Source organism: Sporosarcina sp. FSL K6-3508 (genome assembly GCF_038615825.1).
GTDB lineage: Bacteria > Bacillota > Bacilli > Bacillales_A > Planococcaceae > Sporosarcina > Sporosarcina newyorkensis.
This window is the reverse complement of the sequence record NZ_CP152016.1, coordinates 933,562-951,204: the sequence shown is the minus strand read 5'-3', so window position 1 is coordinate 951,204 and position 17,643 is coordinate 933,562. Positions and strand designations below refer to the sequence as shown.

General features: G+C 36.4%; 16 protein-coding genes. 1 reads left to right on the top strand and 15 read right to left on the bottom strand.

Features of this window, described 5'->3' with window-relative positions; translation table 11 throughout:
* Positions 1 to 6: 6 nt before the first annotated feature.
* From MKX97_RS04335 to MKX97_RS04305, 7 genes are all read right to left on the bottom strand, one after another.
* Positions 7 to 279: a PTS sugar transporter subunit IIB gene (locus tag MKX97_RS04335; RefSeq protein ID WP_340758425.1), complete on the bottom strand. Its 273-nt coding sequence runs from the start codon at positions 277 to 279 to the stop codon at positions 7 to 9.
* A 23-nt stretch (positions 280 to 302) separates the two neighbouring features.
* Positions 303 to 1,037 carry an SIS domain-containing protein gene (locus MKX97_RS04330; RefSeq protein WP_340758424.1) on the bottom strand — a complete coding sequence of 245 codons (735 nt, stop codon included), beginning with the start codon at positions 1,035 to 1,037 and terminating at the stop codon, positions 303 to 305.
* A 24-nt stretch (positions 1,038 to 1,061) separates the two neighbouring features.
* Positions 1,062 to 1,505: a PTS sugar transporter subunit IIA gene (locus MKX97_RS04325; RefSeq protein ID WP_340758423.1), complete on the bottom strand. Its 444-nt coding sequence runs from the start codon at positions 1,503 to 1,505 to the stop codon at positions 1,062 to 1,064.
* 14 nt (positions 1,506 to 1,519) lie between these two features.
* Positions 1,520 to 2,701 (bottom strand): SIS domain-containing protein, encoded by a 1,182-nt coding sequence (locus MKX97_RS04320; protein ID WP_340758422.1) that lies wholly within the window; start codon positions 2,699 to 2,701, stop codon positions 1,520 to 1,522.
* Between the two features lie 118 nt (positions 2,702 to 2,819).
* The gene (locus tag MKX97_RS04315; protein WP_340758421.1) at positions 2,820 to 3,536 is read right to left on the bottom strand and encodes a GntR family transcriptional regulator; all 717 of its coding nucleotides are present in this window, start codon (positions 3,534 to 3,536) and stop codon (positions 2,820 to 2,822) included.
* A 370-nt stretch (positions 3,537 to 3,906) separates the two neighbouring features.
* Complete coding sequence (locus MKX97_RS04310; protein ID WP_342537061.1) at positions 3,907 to 5,286, bottom strand: hypothetical protein; 1,380 nt, start codon at positions 5,284 to 5,286, stop codon at positions 3,907 to 3,909.
* Positions 5,287 to 6,139: 853 nt separating this feature from the next.
* Positions 6,140 to 6,589 carry a hypothetical protein gene (locus tag MKX97_RS04305; protein WP_342537060.1) on the bottom strand — a complete coding sequence of 150 codons (450 nt, stop codon included), beginning with the start codon at positions 6,587 to 6,589 and terminating at the stop codon, positions 6,140 to 6,142.
* Positions 6,590 to 6,847: 258 nt separating this feature from the next.
* Between MKX97_RS04305 and MKX97_RS04300 the strand changes: the two genes are divergently transcribed.
* Positions 6,848 to 7,300: an OsmC family protein gene (locus tag MKX97_RS04300; protein WP_342537059.1), complete on the top strand. Its 453-nt coding sequence runs from the start codon at positions 6,848 to 6,850 to the stop codon at positions 7,298 to 7,300.
* A 1,050-nt stretch (positions 7,301 to 8,350) separates the two neighbouring features.
* Here MKX97_RS04300 and hisD read toward each other — a convergent pair.
* The 8 genes from hisD to ugpC form a co-directional block, all read right to left on the bottom strand.
* Complete coding sequence (gene hisD, locus MKX97_RS04295) at positions 8,351 to 9,604, bottom strand: histidinol dehydrogenase (RefSeq protein ID WP_342537058.1); 1,254 nt, start codon at positions 9,602 to 9,604, stop codon at positions 8,351 to 8,353.
* A gap of 144 nt (positions 9,605 to 9,748) precedes the next feature.
* The gene (locus MKX97_RS04290; RefSeq protein WP_342537057.1) at positions 9,749 to 10,996 is read right to left on the bottom strand and encodes an ester cyclase; all 1,248 of its coding nucleotides are present in this window, start codon (positions 10,994 to 10,996) and stop codon (positions 9,749 to 9,751) included.
* A 61-nt stretch (positions 10,997 to 11,057) separates the two neighbouring features.
* Complete coding sequence (locus MKX97_RS04285; RefSeq protein WP_342537056.1) at positions 11,058 to 11,930, bottom strand: carbohydrate ABC transporter permease; 873 nt, start codon at positions 11,928 to 11,930, stop codon at positions 11,058 to 11,060.
* Positions 11,927 to 12,805 carry a sugar ABC transporter permease gene (locus tag MKX97_RS04280; RefSeq protein ID WP_340758414.1) on the bottom strand — a complete coding sequence of 293 codons (879 nt, stop codon included), beginning with the start codon at positions 12,803 to 12,805 and terminating at the stop codon, positions 11,927 to 11,929. The genes MKX97_RS04285 and MKX97_RS04280 overlap by 4 nt, the downstream gene beginning before the upstream one ends.
* Before the next feature lie 96 nt (positions 12,806 to 12,901).
* On the bottom strand, positions 12,902 to 14,257 hold the full coding sequence (locus tag MKX97_RS04275; protein WP_342537055.1) for a sugar ABC transporter substrate-binding protein: 1,356 nt from the start codon (positions 14,255 to 14,257) through the stop codon (positions 12,902 to 12,904).
* Between the two features lie 127 nt (positions 14,258 to 14,384).
* Positions 14,385 to 15,710, bottom strand: a complete 1,326-nt coding sequence (locus tag MKX97_RS04270) for an amidase (RefSeq protein WP_342537054.1) — start codon at positions 15,708 to 15,710, stop codon at positions 14,385 to 14,387.
* A gap of 12 nt (positions 15,711 to 15,722) precedes the next feature.
* On the bottom strand, positions 15,723 to 16,487 hold the full coding sequence (locus tag MKX97_RS04265) for an aldolase/citrate lyase family protein (RefSeq protein WP_340758411.1): 765 nt from the start codon (positions 16,485 to 16,487) through the stop codon (positions 15,723 to 15,725).
* Between the two features lie 27 nt (positions 16,488 to 16,514).
* Positions 16,515 to 17,642, bottom strand: coding sequence for a sn-glycerol-3-phosphate ABC transporter ATP-binding protein UgpC (gene ugpC / locus MKX97_RS04260; protein WP_342537053.1), 1,128 nt, complete (start codon positions 17,640 to 17,642; stop codon positions 16,515 to 16,517).
* Position 17,643: the final 1 nt, after the last annotated feature.

Genomic DNA, 17,643 nt, shown 5'->3' with positions numbered 1-17,643 from the left:
TCCTTCTTATTCCGTTTCAAAAAAGTTTTTAATCTTGTCTTGAATTTCTGCTTTATCTACCATGTTCTTCAAATAAATTACTGGAGCATCAACACTTGGAAACGAGCCTTGCATATCGTTAGAAGTAACAAATAAATCTGCACTCAGACCTTTCGCTGAACCCATATCAATTGCCTCAACATTTGCTTCTTTACCAATCTCTTTTAAAACATCATCAATTGTCATCTTCACCATTAGACTAGTTCCAAAACCCATTCCACAAACTGTATAAATTTTCATACGAATTCTCCTCTTTTTTTATTTTATAAACATTTAACTCGATTTTTGTAATTTTTTATATGTCCTTTGTTAATGTCGTCACCTTTATCTAAATTAGAACTCACCCATACACTCGGCTCAGTTCCTTCCTTTACTAGATCGCTAATGGTTTGTGCGATGATGCTTTGCAAAATCATAAATCCTATAATAGAAGATGTAGGACCAAACTTTGTTGCAAACCCCTCTACTTCAATTACTGCATCTCCACTAACTCCACAATTATCCAGAACGACATCCGCAATATCGATTAATTTTTTCCCAGATACATGTCTAGATGTAACGTCGTTAGTAAATTCAGTTGATGTTAACGCAATCACCTTTAATCCCTTTTCCTTTGCTTCTAATGCCATTTCAATTGGGACTGAGTTTCTTCCCGACGTCGAAGCTATAATGATGACGTCTCCTTTTTCTACTTCTTCACTATCAAGAATTTTTTTCGCATAGCCATCTAACCTTTCAAACCAGGTACTTTTTGTAGCTTCAGGTCTTAAAGATAAAGCAGGCTCAAGTATCGGATTGACAGCCACTAACCCACCGGCTCTGTAAAAAATTTCTTCTGCATACATTTGAGAATGTCCACAGCCAAAAACATGAACCAATCGTTCGTTTTTGACTGCCTCTTTGATTAACGAAGAAGCTTCATGAATTGCATCCATTTGGGTAGCCTTCACTTTTTTAATAATCTCCTCTATTTGCTCAATATAATTTAATGCCATCATATAATCTTCACCCTTTTCACTAGTTTATAATTCATTTAGAAGTATTAATGCTTCTTCTACACTCTGAGAGTTTCTAAGCTTAGTTAATCTATCCTCATCATTAAATAATTCCATTAATTGCTGTAATGCTTGTAAGTGAGATTGTGCATCCACTGCACCAAATGCAAAAACTAAAGTTACCGGATCTCTTTCTTCATGACCAAAAGGCACACCAGTTTTTAGGATTTGTAAACTCATACACGCTTCATTTACACCATCTTCTGGCCTTGCATGAAGCAAGGCAATTCCTGGGGCAATGACCATATACGGACCGTTCTTCTCAACGGACTCTGCCATCGCTGTAATATAACCATCCTCAATAGCCCCTGTTCTTTTTAATAATATTCCGCCTTTTTGTACCGCATTTTGCCATGTATCACATGCTTCTTCTACAACAACCGTTTCTTTAGTTAGTATATTTTTCAGCATAATAACATTCCTTTTTAGTTGATATAGTTATAAATGGTAACGCCCTCAACTACCCGGTTGATTCGACCTTCGGGACTTGGATTATCTGGTGTGATGCCAAGTTGCAGAGACTTTTTCATTGCAAAGACTTGAGCAAAGATTACATATAGCAAAGCTAGATCAAAGTCACTGGATAACTCCAAATTCTCTGAACTAACGGGGATTATCCAATCCGCAAGTTCTTCGACTACAGCATCACGTTTATCTGTTAATACAACAATCTTTAATTCAGATTGGTCTGAAGCTATTTCACGCAAGATATCCAGATCATACTTTCTTGTATGAGAATCCTGTGAGACAAAAAGAACAACTACCGTTTTATCATTTAAGATCGACTTAGGTCCATGTCGAAAACCTAATGAAGATTCATGCATCGCCACTACTTGACCCGCTGATAGTTCCAACATTTTTAGAGCGGCTTCATGTGAAAGCTGTCCTAAAATTCCAGATCCTAAATAAATAATACGCTCAAAATTAAATTTCAAAATCTCATCCACTTGATCAGATACGGTTTCGACTAAACGTTTACCGCTTTCAATAACCGCCTTCATATTATTCACTATCATTTCGTCATCTGCAAAAACCGTATACGCGGCAATTAGCATACTTGTGAAACTACTAGTCATAGCCATCGCTTGATCATTTGCTTTTTCAGGCGTCAGAATTGTCATGCTATTTTCATCATCTATAATATTATTTGCAAGCTTCCCTTCCTTATTGCAAGTTACAACGACTTGGTAAAAATCCTTAATAATTTCTCTCCCTAAAGAGACAGCTGCAACGCTTTCTGGGCTATTCCCTGATCTAGCGAAAGATACCATAATTGTAGGAACATGACGAATCAAATATTCCTTTGGATTTGAAACGATATCGGTTGTAGGGATGGATTCGAATTGCAAACACTTATTTTCTTGATTTTGTTTACGCAATATAGGGACAATTGTATCCCCCGCGAACGCAGATGTACCTGCACCTGTAAAAATAACTCTTACCAACTCATGTTTACGACAAATCGATTGTATAAAATTTTGAGTAACAGCTTTTTTCTGAGCTAGTGAAGAAATCAACTCATCCCAGACAGTTGGTTGCTGGTAAATTTCACCGGCGGTTTGAAGCGCTTTCATTTCTATTAAATTTTCTTGATTTAAGTTGAACATGTTAAACCTCCACTTTTATCAATTAGATAATTATATTCCTTATTGGTTATGTTGTCATAACCAGTTAGATGAAAAATCTAATATAAAACTACTTAGATAGCATGTATTAGACTTTTCTTTACGTTAATTCGACGGTATACGAGAACTTATCTCCAAGTGCTACACTGATAGTATACTCAATCAATTGATCCTGATGATATGCATAACGCTTAATTAACATTCCAGGTTGATTACTTTTAACATTTAAATATTGGGCCTCTTGCTCTTGTATAAGTGTAGCCGACAGTCGTTCCGTTGCCTTTGTAACACCAATTTGATAGTCCTGATGAAACACCTCATACATCGGTCTTTCATTTAAGTCTTTTTCAGTTAAATTTGGAAATGTTTTTTTAGGTAAATAAGAAGTTTCAAACATTAGTGGTTTACCATCCGCAAATCGCAATCGTACAATTTTATAGACTTCTTCTAATGTATATAAGTTCATTTTTTTGGCTAATCGATCATCAATCGCGATCACATTGAAAGATAATACTTCTGTCGTAGGCTTCTTTCCTAACTTCTCCATTTCATTAGTAAAGCTATATAATTTAACTAAGTTTTGATTATATGATTTTGAGGCTACAAAGGTACCCACCCCATGCAATTTATAAATATATCCTTCGCGTTCTAAATCCTGAAGTGCTTGCCTTACTGTTATCCGGCTTAATTTATATATTTCACAAAGATCGCGTTCGGATGGTAGTTGCTCATGCTCAGCATACTCTTTTCCTTCAATCTTCTTGATTAGTACCTCCATCAGTTGCAAATAAAGTGGTACCTTACTACTCTTATCCATAGTTTTTGCACCCCCTAACTATATGACACTTAAAACTCAGATAGTTACGTGCAACTACCTGGTTATAACCACTTGTATATTTTTTATACTAACAAAGTATTCTGAGAATGTAAAGGGTTTTAGTAAAAAATACACAAAAATACTAGAGTAAAATATACATTTACTTAGTTTTTATAGCGACTGTGCAACTTACTCCATTTAAAATCTTTGAAAACCTAAGGAAATATTATTTCTATTTAACCAAAGTCTCTTCCCTTGCCAGAATGTAAAACAAATGAAATTCACCCCACCACTAAAAAAAGTGGCGAGGTGAATACTGATTTTAGATAAGGTCAAATTTTACATACCATACTGATTTGACAAATAAATATTACCAAGAGTTGTTCCGTGGGACGAAAAGTTTTATGTCATCGATAACTGCCGACCCTTCGTAATAATTGATATGCGGGATTCCAATGACGAAATTATCAGGGTATGCAGAGCCTTCAGGCCATTGTTCTACAGAGTAACTGCCATGTGGACCAGTAAAAGTGAGTGTGGAATTATACTGACCATCATATTCTTCTGGAGTGTTATTATAATGCCAAATTGGTCTGCCATCTTGAATAAATTCCCTTTCATATCGCAACGTTTTTTTCCCAATATATTTAAAGTTCCCGGTCATTTCCATTACATAACCTGTTTTATTACGCTCGATAGCAAATTTATAATCCTCATCAGGCATTAATTCAGGCTGAATTTCAGCATTAGAAATAATGGAATACTCTGTATCTGTGTCAGATAGGGATCCACATTCAGTTTCAAATAAAAAAGAATTATAAGCCATCGATTTATCTCTAAATGTATCTCCTGCAAAGAAAATACCATTTATCGCGTTATTTGAACTTTTGTCACTGAGTTGCTTATATAACTCCCCAGTAGAAGGATTACAAGTTGCATATGAATTTGCCCACGTCGCATCAGTGTTGTACGCATCCATACCTATTTTCCTATGATTATGGATAAAAACATTGTTATGGGGCGCAGGTTTTTCATAGTCCATAATGGATAAGAAATAGTAACCGTTTTCATTCGTTACATCTCCGAAATTCTTATTCGTATGATTGGAGTCCCCAGTAAATTCACCGTTTCTTTTCCATGGGTGATTTGATTTACGCTGATCCATTGTATAGCCATTAAACTTATTATCGTAATGAAAGCTATCATTCCTTTTTCCACCAAAGTCTATATTTTTCAACACATATTCCACTCTATATTCAGATGGTAAAGCTTCTGTGGACCGAATGATTAAACCTGAATCAAAGCTAGTCGATAGCTTCGCAGCCTGTCCTCCATTCTTCAATTGAACATTTTCTAATAATGCTTCTGTGTCTGGTAACCCATTTTTATCATAGTCCCTAACCGCAAACTCTGCAGTCAGCCAGCCATCTTTTCCAAACTTCATCTGTTTTCGTAACAAATCAAAACTATTAAGCTGCTTTAAAAAATCATCTCCTCCTTGGATTTTGAAAAAGTCACCATCGTCGTCAAGATGATCTACATGCCAAGGGCTGTCATCTCCATAGCTATCAAGAATCCAATTTGTTTCTTCTGTTGGTAATTTTTTATTAAAGTTCTCTTGGTATTTTAACTTCCATTGTCTATGGACATTAGGTTCTTTATCCAATATCTCCGCGTGAACATGGCCAACAACTAACGGCGAAATCAAAAGCATAGATAAAATACTTTTCACAATAAGTTTCTTCTTCATACGTACCATTCCTCCTCTAATAAAAGTAATAAACCGTAAACATTTTTAGTTGTTCAAACTCTACTGATTAGACCTCCCTCTCTTATTTCACAAAGAGCCATTTCTTTCTTTAAACACAATTCGCCATAGTACATGCTCTCAACGACAATATTTCTTTTGCTACATCATTTTGTCCATTTATCTTCCCCTTCAACTGGTTATAACCAATTTATATGTATACTAAATAAATAGAGACTATTTGTCAATATAGTTATCTAACTATTTGAAAAATAGTAAAAACACCCTACTCTTCATATATTTTGACTGCTGCCATAGATTTCTAATCAAAAATTCACATATATTATTTAGAGATTAAGTACTTTTACCCGAAACGAAGAAGTTGAAATTAATAAGAATATTTAACTACTAAATGACAAAAAGGTCTTTCACCAAATCCTTACTTTGGCGAAAGACCTTCACAATATAAATTATTTTTCTTGATGATAGATACCCACATAGCAGCATTGCATATCTATTGATATCAGTAAATACATATTTTAAAGATACAAATAAAGCTTCTATTTCCATTTACGTGGGGATATTGATCGGGTGATGTTTAGAATATTATGCGATGGCTTGTTTGTCATGAGGTAACCAAAAGTAGTAATTGCTTGGAAACTAAATGTCTAAAAACACTTGGCCGCCCACTCAATTTCGACACTTCTCCAAGTCGGATACAATTTTTATATTATTCATAAAAACTTCTCGCAATCACAACACTCAAATTGGTTTTACAAGCGGCTATAAGTGTTAGGTAAAAGAAATAAGGTATGCAATTTATAGCCGTTTTTACATACTCAGGATTTCATACTGTCTAACCTATGAACACTTTTAAATTAAGCACGAAAAGAAACCATGCAATACGGGCAGTTAGTAAAATCATGCCAAGATATAATACCCCCAACATACCACTTAAGACCTTATTAATCCACACATCATCCGAATATATCATTGTTTTCAGAAGATAACCAAATGCAAAACAAGCAATTGCTAAAGAGATACATACTAATAATAACGGTATCATTAGATTACTAAAAACATTATACGTATTTTCAACTGGGGCAGTGGCAGGTAATCCACAGATTTCCGAAATTTCATTTCCCATTTTCCTGAAGAACCCACTGAACTTTTCTCCTTTAAGATGATAATCCTGTCTTCCTTTTATTGGATCAAGTAGTTTATCAGCTGTCATAATCAAAAGAAATGTTAAAACTATTCCAAGCGATGAACACACTAAGTCTAAATTTCTTTTAATTTTCGCCAACCCATCCGCTCCCCCTCCTGTTATTCATACAAATGTATGATGCATATAGGTCGAATAGGACAAAGTTACTTAACTATTGGATGCAGCTATCAATGACGTGGCCTACTGGGTTCAGACGCCGTAAAGAAATATTTTAGCCTAGTTCAATTTTCAACTGAGTGAAAAGCTCGAAGTTTTAAAGCGACTTGATTTTTCTAAAAATATAGTTTATAGTTTATAAAACCAATTAACTTACTATACTTTACAGGAGTGATTCCCATGACAACAAAACAACTTATTCAAGTGGAAACAAGCGGGAAGTGGACAGGCGGAGTACAAACTGAGATTGACATCCGATCATTTGAACCGTTTATTGTAGACGAACCTGAGAACCTCGGAGGAAAGAACGAAGGGCCGAATCCAGTAGAACTTGTGTTAGCCGGTCTTAGCAGCTGTACATCTGTCATGATCGCCCTCATTGCTAAGGAACAGAAATTTTCATACGAAGCTGCTGAATTTTCCAATTCAGGTGAACTAGATCTTCAAGGATTAGCAGGGGTCGAAGGTGTCTCTCCACACTTCCAATCTGTCCAGTTTGATGTGGTATTGACAACGGAAGAGACTGAGGAACGGATCGAACTATTGAAACAGGCTGTCGAAAAAAGATGTCCAGTCATGAATCTGTTGTTGGATGCCAACGTCCCAGTTCAATCGACTTGGACAAGAAAATAAATAAAAAACGTCTACGAAGCACAATGAAGTGCTATTCTGTAGACGTTTTTCTTGTTTAGAGACAAAAAACCCCGATCACATTCAGAATCCAATAAGAATGTTGACGATTTTCTCTTTCTATCGTCAACATTTTCTCCTTATCATCATCTACTACAGAGATAGATAAATCCTTACTATAGAGGTGATTAGCAATGGCGAAAAGAAACCGGGGGAAAACTTTAAAAAGGCTGCCGTCCAATTCGCGTGGAAACTGCCCAGTTTGTGGACGTAAACGAATAAAGCTGTTGTATTCTATTAAAACTGAATCTGCTCAAACTTTAACTGTCTGTAAAAATTGTCGACAAAAATAAAGTCATGTACACTTTGTACTTATACACACGGCAGGCTTATATAATTGCAGAAGATAGTGTTCAGTACCTTCGCACCAACCATTACCAGAAAAAAGTATTTTCGCAGTCGAAGGAGTTTTTTTGAATGAATCAATCACATTGTATGTTAACAGGTACCTTTGTCAATACGTATGGAATTTAAAGTTATCTCTAAGTTGTATGATGCATAGGCACGCCAAAATTTGATATTCTTTATTAATTATTGGCTGCCCGAGAAGTCATTTTCACCTAGCTTTTCAAACAGTCATTTTATAAGAAAAGCTTTTGGCATTCCGGGTTATATATTCGGAATGGCGTCTGACTTTTATAGGTACCAGTGATTAAAGAAGTATTCAGGAAGCTATTGTGAGATGAACATAAAAATTAAACGCTGACAGATTGAATTCCGTCAGCGTCTTTCTTTTTATCTAAGTAATAGATATTTTTTAAATTTCATTTGGTTGACTGATATGGGGGTTTTCTGACCTTTCCCCCTCCATTAACTAAAAGCTTCAGATATAACATATTAGCCACGGGGTAAATGGTTCGATGTATTGGCCCAACTAACTGAAAGAAAAATTCACTAGAGGAAAAATGATGTATAGGAAGATAGCGAACATTAATGAGTCCCATATACCTACAAGCCAAGCACTTGCTTTAGCTATGAGTCACTATCTTGTCATCAACCCATTCTAACTGTCGCCGATAATTTGTGACCCTCTAACCCCTCGATATCTGATTGTTGCTCTGCATGAGAAGCCAAATATTGAACCCCAGGACCAGTTATCTCCTGATGTGTTAATATTTTTAGGTAACTCCCAACCCATAAACCTCCTGTATACCTCGCTGCTTTTTGAGTAGGAAGTGTATGATTCGTTCCAGAAACTTTATCTGAGAACACAACAGAACTGTCCTCGCCAATAAACAATGAGCCATAATTATAGAGTTTTGAAGTTAATTCTTTACTATTTCTGACATGTAAATGTAAATGCTCGATTGCATAATCGTTACAAATACTTAAACCTTCTTGTAACGATTCTACATATATTATTTCTCCTCTACTTTCCCATGATTCATGTGCTGGTGATGCTGCAGAGAATGTCAATAAAATGTTCTCAATTTCTTTTAATGTTGAAGTGGCGATTTCACGTGATGTTGTCACGAGAATTGCACGAGCGTAAGGATCATGTTCTGCCTGTGCGAGTAAATCCGCCGCAATTTTATTTGGCGAAGCATACTCATCCGCTAATACCATTACTTCGCTCGGCCCTGCAATAAGGTCAATTCCAACCTTTCCAAAAACTTGACGTTTCGCTTCTGCCACAAACATATTTCCGGGACCAGAAATTATGTCTACTTCCGGTACGGATTCTGTTCCATAAGCCATTGCCGCAATAGCTTGTGCTCCTCCAATCGCAAAAATGTCTGTTGCACCTGAACGCACCAATCCATATAATACAGCCGGATGAATTCCCCCTTGGTAGTTAGCTGGGCTGCATGCTATTATTCTTTTTGCACCGGCAACCTTTGCAGGAGCAACAACCATAGGTCCAGAGGATAGCAATGGGAACCTTCCGCCTGGAATATACGCACCAACGTTTTCAATGGGTACCACCCTATGTCCCATTCTAATACCTTCTCCAAAATCTTTTTCGAAAGGTGATATACATTCCATCTGGGCCTTTGCAAACTCAGATACTCTATCAACAATTCGGTCAATCAGAAGCTTTGTGTCTTTGGGAAGTATATTATGACAATCTTCAATCTCCTTATCACCCACCCGCACATGACGATCTGAATTACCAAATTTTCTTTCATACTCTTGAACAGCACTATCGCCTTTCTTTTTAACATTTTCTATAATCGTTTTCACGGTGTTCTCAACGTCATTATGAGATTTGTTACCAAGAATGCTCTCTTTTTTTAAGTATTCCAATATAGGGCCTCCTCCATAAAATGTATCTTTGTATTTGAAATCAGTGAAAAATAAAAGCATTTCATGAGATAAATTAACTTCTCTCTATGTTTCGAGTTTATTACTGGCCATCATTTTTTAGATTTGTGTTATTCCTTGGAGTTATTAAGAGACTCCTGGAAAATTCCCGTCTTCAATACCATTAAATAATGCTTGACCCTCTTCATCTAGTTCATGATCGCTAGGAGTATAAATTTGACGCAAAACTTCGATTCCATCAAAAAGTAAACATTCATCTACAATTTTTTTATTTCGCACTTTATAATGGCTTATTCCAGAAATATCAATCCCTTTGCCACTTGGCGAACCGAAATATCCAGTACCTTCATGGACACCTTGGATTCTCCAACGAACAGCTACATCCCAATCATTTTCTGTTTCTCTTTTATTACAAGTAATCCGTTCAATAATTACCTTTCCATTTGGAACAGAAGCAAATAAACTAATGAACATTCCTTGAATTTCATTTACTCCAACAATATCTCTATTACAAACAAAATGTACGACTGCATTTTCTTCATAATACTCTTTAACGTAATTAAAAGAACGTCTCATCCAAATTCGATTAAAGACAAGCTGCATAAACTCTCCAATTTCAAACTCATCAGAGGATGGTTTATAAAGCTTCGGCGGCAACCCTGTTTCCGCTGTCTCGGGTAAACCCAATTGAATAGTCGGCACCAGTTTACGCGTAGACATAGCCAATTTTTTAGCCACTTCAACCGGATCCAATCCTAATTGTTGAACTAGATGATACGTATCCATAACTAACCATTCTTCATAAATTTTATTATTTTTGATTAGACAATCCGCACTCGTCCTAAATATTACTTTCTTTCCTGTGGCAGGACCATATAAACTGTCCCCTAAATTTGTAGCGGCTGAGCGTCCTCTATGAGATGTGAAAAAGCCATTTTCATCATCACCCGACCAAATTACATTCCACCCCAATCCTTTTCGATCCGGGAATGCATGTAACGTTTGCAACGTACCAGAGATAACTTCATTGACACCATGGGTATTTACTAGACCTTTATGCACTGCAACGCCAGTGCTGTACGTATCATAGATCAGCCCAATATCCTTCTCTTTCCAAATCTGTCTGGTGATTTTTACAATATAGTCAACGATATTATTGTATTCAGGATTAAATCCTTTCATTTCTTGCTTTCGTTGTTGGGATTCTGCAATATTGATATAGTCGTAATCGTCGTTAGAATCAATCATGTTAACATCTGCACTATCGGCATAATAAATAAAGTTTGATTGATCTTTATTTAATGTATTTAATTTTAATTCTGTATTTCTTTCTTTTACTGCAACTCTTGTGTTTTCTCTTTTTTCATCCGCCATATTATCCGTCCTCTTTTGTTTATATTTTTTATCTTCTTGTTTTCTATTTTTTATTTGATGGTTACTTTACCCCACCTGAAGTCATACCAAGAATGAATTGTTTACGTACTAGCAACATAAATATAACAGTAGGTAATACGAATACGATGCCCGCTGCAGCCATTTGGTTCCATAACACTCCTTTTTCACCTGTGAAGAAGGAAAGGGCGACAGGTAATGTAACTGCCTCTTGCTGTGTTAACACAAGTGCAAACATAAATTCATTCCACGTTATGACGAAACAAAAAACGGTTGCTGTAATAATCCCTGGCATAGCAAGTGGTAATAACACATGCCAAAGTATTTGTAGACGGCTTGCCCCATCGATTGATGCGGCTTCCTCAATATCAATAGGGATTCTATCGATAAATCCTTTTGTTAACCAAATTGCATATGGAATCGTGTGGCCAAGATTGACAATAATCAGAGCGATTGTTGTATCAAGCAGTCCCCAGTCTCTAAACATCAAGAAAAAAGGAATGACATTTACTATTAATGGGATAAACTGTGTTGCTAAAATAGCAAACATAAAAATTTGTTTCCCCTTCATTTGAAAACGGGATAAGCTATATGATGCAAGTATACTGACTGGAATTGTTATCAATAAGGTAACTAGCGCTACTATTAAACTATTTGAATAGTATTTTCCAAAATTAAAACCTGAGCCGAATACAGCTTTAAAATTATCCAAAGTCGCTTTAAAAATTATACTCGTAGTATAAGTTGCTGCTTCCGGTTTAAATGCCGTTATAAAAATCCAAACAATTGGAAGAAACAAAAATATTATTACAAGTAGTACACTCAAGACTTCCAATATAGAAGTTAATTTCAATGAAGATGTCCGTCTCTTTTCATGAGATGGTGCCTTAATATGAGCTATTATATTTGCTATCAATTCCAATCATCTCCCTTCACCAATTTTCTCATGTAAACAATGACAAATATGATGGTGATGAATGCAAGGATATAGCCGACTGCAGCGGAATAACCCATATCAAAATAACGAAATCCTGTTTTATAAATGAAGTAGTTCAATACTTCTGTTGAATTTCCCGGTCCACCGTGTGTTAAAGTCACAACTGGATCGAATGCTTTCAGCGTAAACATAGTCATTAGGATTGACGCGATTAAAATAATAGGTTTCAACATAGGTAACGTAATCTTAAATATAATTTGCAAAGGTGTTGCACCATCAACTTTTGCTGCTTCAAATACTTCGGCAGGCATACCAATTAAACCACTAATAAACATTAGACTCATAAATGGTAGCCATATCCATACAACAACAGATATGAGTGCCATCATGGAAGTTGTATTTGTCCCCAACCAAACAACATCTGACAATGGAGGTATTAAAAAACCAATGATCTTGTCAAACAATCCATAGTCGGAATTAAGCATAAATCTCCATGAGTAACCAATTAACGCTGGACTCATGGCAAACGGGATTATTAACACTGCCCTGATATAAGATAGATATTTTTTATCCTTACTTAATAAAAGCGCTACCATTATGCTTAAGACTAAGGTCAAAACAACTGTGCTTCCTGCAAATATAAATGTTACACCTACGCTATGCCAAAACTGGAAATCTGAAAATGCACGCGTGTAATTCTGAAAGCCAACAAAATCACCCATATCGGCTGACTTCTTTAGATCCCAATCATGAAGGCTAATCCAAAAAGAGCGCATTAAGGGATAAAACGTTGTAACCGCAATCAAGATTAATGCTGGGGCTAACAAGGTGTATTTAAATAACCTACTTTTCAATATCGTTTCCCCCCTACATATCAAGTATGTTGTTCTTCGTTGATTTATCTTTAGTGCTACCACGCCAAAACTAAGCGTGGTAGTTTTTCGATTGTTTTACTTATTATAATAGCCTGCGTTATCTAGTAATTTTTCTACTTGTTCAGCAGCGTCATTTAAGGTGGACTCTACAGGCTTTCCGGTTGCCATTTTAGAAATTGCAGAACTAATAATATCTGCTACTTGTGGCCATTCTTGAATATGCGGCAAAGTTTTAGCATTCTCAAATCCATCTGCAGCTACAGAGTAAAAATCGTTTGTCAAGCCATTTAATTCTTCATTTTTCAAGTTTTCTGTTTGAGTGATTACTGTTGAAAACTCTTTTGAAGGAATTTCTTCTTTCCATGTTTTCAACACAATATCAAGCTCCTCTTCTGGCTCAGAAATCCATTTTAGTACTTCCCAGGCTGCTTCTTTATTCTTAGATCCCTTCATCATAGCAAGCGGGAATGTACTCACGTTCGAAGAAATCGATTTATCTTCCCAGCCCGGAACAGGGGCGAAATTCACGTTTCCAGCCACTTCGGGATTTGATGCTTCCTCATCATTAAACTCAGAATAGACCCACCACCAGCCAAGCCAAATTGCTGCTTTGCCTTGTTTGAAATACGTTCTGGAATCTTGCTCTCCAAACGTAACTGAACCTTTTGGCGCAACTTTATCCTTGACAAGAAGATCAATATAACGTTGTGTCGCTTCTATACCTTCTGCATTATTGAAAATCGGTTTATAGTCTTCATCAAAAATATCACCATTATTACTCCATAAGTAACTAGTCCACATAGGTATATTTTGGCCATTATTACCAGCCCCGTAATAAGGTACAACCCCATCCAGATTAGTTTCATCGGAAATTTTCTTAGTTGTACTTTCAAATTCTTCCCAAGTTGTCGGTACTTCTAGATTGAGCTGATCAAAAATGTCTTGACGATAAAACATCATCTGAACATGTGCCCTAACTGGGAGGCTATATACTTTATCGTCGAAAGTAGATAAGTCTAGGATAGAGGAAGGAAACCTATCAAGGTTATAGTCGTCTTTTGCCGCGTACTCATCCAGTGGTTCTAAGAACTGACTAATGGAAGATCCCATAGAATCTAGGAATACAACAAGATCATATGCACCACTGTTGGCAATACCGTCTGACGTTATATTTTCTAATAGATTCTCGTAAGGTGTTTCAATAAATTCTATTTTTATACCTGTATCTTCCGTAAACTTTTTACTTCTTTCTTTCCAAGAGTTAAACTGACCTATATCACCCGCTGACAAAAGTACTTTTACAGTCTTTCCTTCCAAATCATCATCAGTAGATCCTTGGGTGGAATTTGAATCACTACACCCAGCCACCATTAATAAAAGTGCTAATGTGGAAATAAGCAATACTTTTAAAAACTTTACAGGCTTTTTCATCCAACATACCCCTTTTCAGTTTTCTATTAGAAAGGTTTAAAGGCACTAAAAAAATTTATTATTTTTCCGACAATCGCTACTATTTATAGGAGTTTCCTACAATTTTTTTGTTAGTCATTGTATAAATTTAAGCCAAAATATATTGTTCGTAGGCACGACCGACACGGAACAAGTTTACTTCTTGGTGATGTCCAGCAACTAATTGTACGCTAATTGGTATGCTATGGACGATAGTATCGGTGGGAAGAGATAGAGCTGGATGTCCAGTTAAATTAAAAACATTTGTATAACGAACCATGCAATCTCCTAATGTTTCATTTCCAAAGGCTTTCTCATTCATCTCCACACCCGGTGGCATGATAGGCATTACTGGTGTCATCATTACATCTACGATCGAAAAGATCTGGGAAACTTTCTGCTTCCATTCCTCTCTTTTTTGTAAGGCACCAATATAATCCATTGCTGAAATCCCTTTACTTCTTTTAAATGTTTGTTGTAATTCTTTGCTATATAATTGAGGATTTTCAGCAATTCTCTCCATATGCACAACACCCATCTCGGAAGTCCCAATCGTTCTAGAGACTTTCACTACATCACTTAAAAAAGAAGTGTCTACTTCTACAATCTGCGCACCAAGCTTTCGAATTTGATGAATTGTTTTTTCATAAGCTTTTCTGACTTCTATTTCACTATTTTCATTAAAATAATGTGTAGGGATACCAATCTTTACACCTGTTAACTTAAACGAATTGTCTTGAACATAAACGTTTCTCGTGACGGCCTGCAACATAATAGCAGTGTCCTTTACGCTATTTGCAATTACACCAGTGTGATCCAAAGTCCAAGATAAATGAGTTGTTCCCCTTGTACTTATTAGGTCATATGTTGGTTTTATCCCTACTACTCCGCAACAGGCAGCAGGTACACGAATCGAACCTGAAGCATCCGTTCCAACCGATCCTAAACATAAATTCGAAGCGACAGCTACAGCTGAACCGCCACTAGATCCACCTGCAGTCTTTTTGGGATTTAATGGATTTACAATATCACCGAAATTTGTATTTTCCGAAGTTATCCCTGCTCCGTATTCATACATATTGGTTTTACCAAGTAACACAGTTTCCTCTCGCTCTAGCAATTTAACTATTTCAGCATCCTCTTTTGGATACCTTTCCGCATCAAGATGGGAGCCATTGGAAGTTAAGATCCCTTTCGTGTCAATTGAATCCTTAAATGAAATCGGTACACCTAGCAGCTCTTTCACTATATCGGAAGTCATTTTATCTTCTGCTGATTTGGCTTGTTGACGAGCTGTATCCTCAGTAATTGTAATGAACGCATTAAGTTGAGGATTTAATTTTTTAATTCTCTTCAAATACCATTCTGTAATTTCAGTCGGAGAAAACTTCCTCTCTTGATATCCCACTATCAGGTTATCTATCGAACTAATCATCCCTGATCTCCTTCATATTTCCGAATTTATCGTCGAGTGGACGAAATTCAATAGTGTATTGGAAATTAGTGTCGTACCAACTGAAACAACATAAACCGCGCCATCCTCAAATGCTTGATTTGCTGCATCCACACTATTCGCTACTGTCCCTATTGGCACATTAATTTTTTTTGCTTTTTCATATACTTGGGAGATTGCATCTTTTACTTCTTTGTGATGAATCCCGTCTCGGTAACCCATGCTAACTGATAAATCAGTGGTTCCTAGAAAAGCTAAATCTATTCCTTCCACACTCATTATCTCTTCAAAATTTCTAACAGCTTCTGGGGTTTCTATGTGTACACTTATTAAAAGTTGTTCATTGGAAGAATCTAAAAAATTTTCGCCAACATCTTTTCCGTATCTTGCTGCGCGATGTGAATAGGCTGCACCTCTATTTCCTATAGGAGGATATTTTGCTCTTTGAATAACCTGAAGAGCATCTTCTTTTGTATTAACCATTGGAATATGGAGACCTTTAGCTCCTCTATCCAATGCCTTCTGAATACTGGAATCATCATACGAAACACGCACGATGGGTACCAAATTCACTAGTTCGGCAGTTCTGATCATGTTCTCTAGTTCGCTATAGCTAAATGCCCCGTGCTCATCATCGATTACAATAAAATCGAAATTAGCATGACCACACATTTCAACAATAGCAGGTGAATAAATTCCAACAAATATACCAATTGTATTTTCACCACTACTTATTTTTTCCTTTAATGACATCCCCATTTACACAACTCCTTTACTGACGTCTAATTACCCCTGTAATGCCAATTCTTTTTTGGGGAGCAAAATGCGACCTTCTGTTATTACATCGAAGAAGTGTACTTTACTCATATCAAAAGTCATTGTCATTAAATTTCCAGATTTAATATTCAACTCAGAATCAAGACGAGCAATAAATTCTTGACCCTCCAAATCAGAGTAAACAATTATTTCTGAGCCCAATAATTCTGAAACAGATATATTTGCATCAAATGTGTTTTTTTGTGGGATTGCTGTTGAAGAGGGTACATGGTATATATCTTCCGGACGAACACCCATTAGGACAGATTTCCCTTCATACCCTGCTTTGCGTAAGTAACTCATTTTATCTTCAGGTATATCCAATGAAATGGAGCCTATCTGCAATGTTCCATTGTTCAGTTCTCCTTGAAAAAAATTCATTGGAGGTGAGCCGATAAATCCCGCTACGAATACATTTTCTGGATTCTCATAAACCTCCTTAGGAGTTCCAATCTGCATGATTTTTCCATCTTTCATAACAACTATTCTAGTGGCCATTGTTAATGCCTCCGTCTGATCATGTGTTACATAAATCGTAGTTGTTTGCAGACGTTGGTGTAGTTTAATAATTTCCGCTCGCATTTGCATACGTAATTTTGCATCCAAGTTGGAAAGTGGCTCGTCCATTAAAAATACTTTTGCATCTCGAACAATTGCACGGCCTAAGGCAACACGTTGGCGTTGTCCGCCAGATAAAGCCTTTGGTTTACGTTTTAAATAATCCGTTAACCCTAGAATATTAGCGGCATTTTCCACTCGTTTATCAATCTCTGTCTTCGGAACCTTTCGAAGTTTCAAAGCAAATGCCATATTGTCATAAACAGTCATATGGGGGTACAACGCATAGTTCTGAAAAACCATCGCAATATCACGATTTTTGGGATCTACGTCATTAACACGTTTATCATCAATATAAAAATCACCTTTAGATATTTCTTCAAGGCCAGCAATCATTCGTAGTGTTGTTGACTTACCGCAACCTGAAGGACCTACAAATACGATGAATTCTTTATCCTCGATTTGTAAATTAAAGTCTTCAACCGCAGTCACGTTTCCATCATAAATTTTATAAATATTATTCAAGCTAAGTTCTGCCATC

Coding starts and splice junctions, on each gene's coding strand:
- MKX97_RS04335 (WP_340758425.1), bottom strand. CDS start 279: ATGAAAATTTATACAGTTTGTGGAATGGGTTTTGGAACTAGTCTAATG.
- MKX97_RS04330 (WP_340758424.1), bottom strand. CDS start 1,037: ATGATGGCATTAAATTATATTGAGCAAATAGAGGAGATTATTAAAAAA.
- MKX97_RS04325 (WP_340758423.1), bottom strand. CDS start 1,505: ATGCTGAAAAATATACTAACTAAAGAAACGGTTGTTGTAGAAGAAGCA.
- MKX97_RS04320 (WP_340758422.1), bottom strand. CDS start 2,701: ATGTTCAACTTAAATCAAGAAAATTTAATAGAAATGAAAGCGCTTCAA.
- MKX97_RS04315 (WP_340758421.1), bottom strand. CDS start 3,536: ATGGATAAGAGTAGTAAGGTACCACTTTATTTGCAACTGATGGAGGTA.
- MKX97_RS04310 (WP_342537061.1), bottom strand. CDS start 5,286: ATGAAGAAGAAACTTATTGTGAAAAGTATTTTATCTATGCTTTTGATT.
- MKX97_RS04300 (WP_342537059.1), top strand. CDS start 6,848: ATGACAACAAAACAACTTATTCAAGTGGAAACAAGCGGGAAGTGGACA.
- MKX97_RS04290 (WP_342537057.1), bottom strand. CDS start 10,996: ATGGCGGATGAAAAAAGAGAAAACACAAGAGTTGCAGTAAAAGAAAGA.
- MKX97_RS04275 (WP_342537055.1), bottom strand. CDS start 14,257: ATGAAAAAGCCTGTAAAGTTTTTAAAAGTATTGCTTATTTCCACATTA.
- MKX97_RS04270 (WP_342537054.1), bottom strand. CDS start 15,710: ATGATTAGTTCGATAGATAACCTGATAGTGGGATATCAAGAGAGGAAG.
- MKX97_RS04265 (WP_340758411.1), bottom strand. CDS start 16,487: ATGGGGATGTCATTAAAGGAAAAAATAAGTAGTGGTGAAAATACAATT.
- ugpC (WP_342537053.1), bottom strand. CDS start 17,642: ATGGCAGAACTTAGCTTGAATAATATTTATAAAATTTATGATGGAAAC.